The following is a 2,145-nucleotide window of genomic DNA, read 5'->3' on the forward strand; positions in this document are numbered from 1 at the left end:
GGCGTCGGAGGCGGCCGCCGTCGCCCGCAGCGCGTCCGCCGCCGCCGACGCGGCCGCCAAGCGGGCCAACTCGCTGGCCTCCCGCGCGGCTTCGGCCGCGAAGGACGCCCAGGCGGCCGCCAACGGAGCCGCCACCCACGCGGAGAACGCCGCGAAGGCGGCGGACGAGGCCGCGAACCAGGCGGGCAACGCCCAGGACTGGGCGAACAAGGCCACCGAGCACGCCAACGCGGCGGTGGCCGCCGCGAAGGTGGCGAGCGACGCCGTGGCGGTGGCCCAGGGCGTCGAGGCGCTCGCCCGGGAGAGCGAGCAGGAGGACCTCGCGGCCGACACCAAGCTGGCCGTCGACGAGGCCACCACGCTCCGCAAGGACGAGCAGGAGGAGGAGCGGTCGCGGCAGACCGCCGCGACCCAGGCGGCAGCCGTCGACGAGACCACCCGGCAACTGGTCGCCAAGGCCGCCGACCCGGCGGTCGACACCGCGACGGCGGCCGCCGCCGGCCGCCGGGCCGCCGTCAACCTGCTCTCCAGCAGCGGTGCGTGGACCAGCCGGGCCGCGCAGAGCGCGCTCTCCGGCACCGACCGGGACGTGATCGGCTGGGCCGCGTCGCAGTACCCGAAGGCCCTGCTGCAGGACGACCGGGAGAGGACCCTGGTGTTCTCCACCCTCGGCGGCCCCGGCCTGGCGGAGGCGGCGCAGCAGGCGCTGGCCGCCGACAGCCCGGCACAGATCCAGGCCTTCCTCACCCAGGGCGTCCACGACGTCCAGGCTGAGGACAACCGGGTCCAGGTCCTCAAGCTGATGTACAACGCGGGCAAGGCGGTCACCGCCGCCGCGAACGCAGCCCTGAACGACCGCTCCGCCAAGGCCCTGACCGAGTTCCTGGCCACCGGCTACTGGCAGGCCAAGGCCGAGGACGACCGGGTGGCCGCACTCACCATCATGGGCAAGGGCGGCCCCGTCGTGGCGGCCCTCGGACAGGTCGCGATGTCCGGCCCGGACTCGATGCAGAGCGACTTCGTCGCCTGGGGCCAGTACCGGGCGGCCCAGAAGGACCAGGACACCGCCACCCACGTGGCGGCGGTCCGCGCGCTGATCGCGAGCGCCGCCCAGGTCGCGGCGCAGGCGAACCAGAACGCGGCCGAGGCGTCCGCGGTCGCGGCCCAGGCGCGTTCGGCCGCCCAGGAGGCGGGCCAGTGGGCCGACCGGGCCCGCACGTCGGCCGACCAGGCCAAGGGCTACGCGGACGAGGCCCGGAACAAGGCCGCGGAGGCCACCGCCTCGGCCACCGCCGCGGCGGCCTCCGCCCAGCAGGCGAGGACCGCCTCGGCCACGGCGAGGCTGGCGAACCGGCAGGCCAACTACTCCGCGAACCAGGCCGCGGTGTCGGCCCGCAGCGCGGTGGCCTCGGCGGCCAGTGCCGCCGCGTCGGCCGGTGAGGCAAGGGCCTCGGCGCTGGCCGCCGGCAAGAGCTCGGAGGAGGCCGCGCAGGCCGCGACCGAGGCCGGGAACATCGCGGCCCGCAAGCGCGAGCAGGAGCAGGCGGCGGAGGCGGCCAGGGCGGCGGAGCAGGCCCGGCAGAACGCCGCGAACAACGTCAACCCCGCCGACAAGCCGGCCTACGACACGATCGGGCCGCTTCCGGGGGGCAACGGTTCCGGCGGCGACTCCAGGGCCAAGGCCCGTCAGTACGCTGACCTGGCCGACAGCGTCAGCATGTATCTGGGCATCGCGGCCGGAGCGGCCAAGTACATCCCGGGCCCTTACGGGCGGGCCGCCTGGGCGGGCCTCACCGTGGCGTCGGTGGCCGCCAGCGGGGTGAGCGCCGTGCTGACCGGCTACGGGTACGGGTGGACCAGCCAGGAGTTCCGGGCCTCCCTCCTCAAGTTCGGGGAGAAAGCCCTTATCACCTTCGGCACCGAGAGGCTCACGAAGTTCTCGGCAGGGGGGAAGGAACTGGTGGACAAGGGAACGCAAGCCGTCGTCCGCTCGGGGTCCAAACTCATACGAGGCATCAAGCGCTTGTGGTGACGAGCGCCCGTGGGGGGGGGGGGGGGGGGCCCCCCCCCCCCCCCCGGGGGGGGGGGGGGCCCGGAGTAAAACACTAACAAAAAGAGAAATAGGGGTATGGGGGGGTTGGGGGT

General features: G+C 74.9%; 1 protein-coding gene. It reads left to right on the forward strand.

The genetic code is table 11. From position 1 onward, the window contains the following. A partial coding sequence (locus ABZW03_RS40170; RefSeq protein WP_355269740.1) for an ALF repeat-containing protein occupies nucleotides 1-2,032 on the forward strand: 2,032 nt, incomplete at its 5' end. Nucleotides 2,033-2,145 lie beyond the last annotated feature (113 nt).

It is taken from the genome of Kitasatospora sp. NPDC004799, assembly GCF_040609095.1.
Lineage (GTDB): Bacteria > Actinomycetota > Actinomycetes > Streptomycetales > Streptomycetaceae > Kitasatospora.